The organism is Ideonella sp. P3_A4 (assembly GCF_056403075.1).
This window is the reverse complement of sequence record NZ_JBFUGE010000837.1, coordinates 1-2,203: the sequence shown is the minus strand read 5'-3', so window position 1 is coordinate 2,203 and position 2,203 is coordinate 1. Positions and strand designations below refer to the sequence as shown.

Here is a 2,203-nt window from a genome sequence, read left to right as displayed (position 1 = left end):
GAGCACGTCCTTGCCGGCCAAGCCCGTCAGGGTGTTGTCGGCCGAGTTGCCAGTGATGGAGTTGTTCAGCGAGTTGCCGGTGCCCTTGGCTGCCGAGCCGAACAGCGACAGGTTCTCGACGTTCGCACCCAGCGTGTAGTTCACGTAACTGGCCACACGGTCGGTGCCATCGCCGGACAGTTCGGTGACCGAATCGCTGGCTGATTCGACGATGTACAAGTCGTTGCCGGCGCCGCCGCGCATGACGACGCCGTTCACGCCGTCGAGCGCGTCGTTGCCTGTGCCGCCTTCGACTTCATTGGCGCCAGGACGTCCGATCAGGATGTCGGCATTGCCGGTGCCGAAGTCGATCAAGTCGGGGGGCGGGGCGCTGTCGTTGTCGATGATCGAGGCGATGACCTCGCTGGTGCCGACCTGGCCATTGACCGGGCTGAACAGGTTGAGCTTGAAGGTCTCGGTGGATTCGGCCGTCACGTCGTCGAGCACCGGCATGCGAACGATCTGGGTTGTCTGTCCTGGTGTGAAGGTGAGCACACCGCTGAGCGCCTGGTAGTCGCTGCCGTTGGCGGCCGTGCCGTTGCTGTTGCTGTAGCTGACGTTGACCGTGCTGGTCGACGGGGCGCTGAGCGTGACGACGAATTCGATGAAGCCGCCGCCTTCCTGTGCCGAGATCGCCGCGCCCGAGATGACCGGCAGCGCGCTCGGCGCGCCGTCGTTCTGCGGGATGAAGACGTGGCCGCGTGCGTCGCCGATCGTTGCGTTCACGGCGCCGCTCAGCACCAGGTCGAAGTACTCAGTCGATTCGTTGCTGGTGTCGTCCAGCAGATTGACCGTGACGGTCTTGCTGACCTCGCCTGGGCCGAAGACCAGCGTCTGCTTGGCCTGCGACTCGTAGTCGCCGCCCTTGGTGGTGGCCGTGCCGTCTGCGGTGGCGTAGTTGACGGTGACCTGGCTGGTACTGGGTTTGTCCAGCGTGATCGTGAAGGTGACACGGCCGTTCGCTTCATCGACGATGCCGTCGCTGACGCTCAGCGCCGGTGCGCCGGTGGTGGCGTCGTTGTCGGCGATGCTGCCCCAGCCATACTGCCGGACGATGGTCGCATTGACTGCGCTGGTCAGGTTCAGGGTCAGAAACTCGGTAGCCTCGGCGGTGACGTTGTCGAGCACGGGGATACGCACGATCTGTGTCGTCTGCCCGGGCACGAAGGTCAGCGTGCCGGACAGGGCCTGGTAGTCGCTGCCGTTGGCCGCGGTGAGGTTGCTGTTGCTGTAGTTGACGGTGACGTTCTGCGTCGACGGCTGGTTCAGCGAGACGACGAACTCGAGGTAGCCGTCGGTCTCGCTGACGGCGGCGTCGGAAACGCTGACCGTCGGCGTCGCCACCGCCGCGTCGTCACTGGGGGCGATGAAGATGCGCGAGTTCGCATCGGGCAAGGTGGCGCCGACCGGTGAAGAGAACACGAGGTCGAAGTACTCGCCTGCTTCCTTCGCACCGTCGTTGGTCAGGTCGATCGTGATGGTCTTGGTGATCTCGCCGGGCAGGAAGCTGAGGGTGTGGCTTCCGGTGGCCGTGAAATCGGAGCCTGGTTGCGCGCTGCCCTTGGCGGTGGCGTAGTTGACCTGCACGGCGCTGGTGCTCGGCTTGTCCAGCGTGATGGTGACGCTGACGGTGCCGGCGGCTTCGTCGACCACCTGGTCACTCACGCGCAACACCGGCGTGCCGGACGGAGCATCGTTGTCGACGATCGAGCCCCAGCCGAATTGCCGGACGATGGTGCCGTTGACCGCGCCGGACAGGTTCAGCGTCAGGAACTCGCTGCTTTCCAGTGTCGCGTTGTCCAACACCGATATCTGCACAACCTGCGTCGTTTCGCCCGGCGCGAAGGTCAACGTACCACTGCGGGCGAGATAGTCGCTGCCGTTCAGTGCGGTGAGGTTGCTGTTGCTGTAGTTGACGCTCACCGTCTGGTTCGATGGCGCGCTCAGCGAGACGACGAATGTCAGCACGCCGTCCGTTTCTCCAGCGATCGCGTCGGAGACCGAGATCTGCGGCGAGCCGACGGGCGTGGCGTCGTTCGCGCCGATCGTCGCGCGGCCATGTGTCTCTGGCATCAGCGTCGCGCCGACGGCGTTCGACAGCACGAGGTCGAACCACTGCGCCAACTCGGCGCTGCCGTCGTTGATCAGGTCGACTGTGACGGTC

At 64.9% G+C, this 2,203-nt stretch carries 1 protein-coding gene; it reads right to left on the bottom strand.

Going from position 1 to position 2,203, the window contains the following annotated elements:
- Nucleotides 1-2,203 (bottom strand): Calx-beta domain-containing protein (locus AC1DYI_RS33375; protein WP_477208402.1); only part of this gene is annotated, 2,203 nt, incomplete at both ends.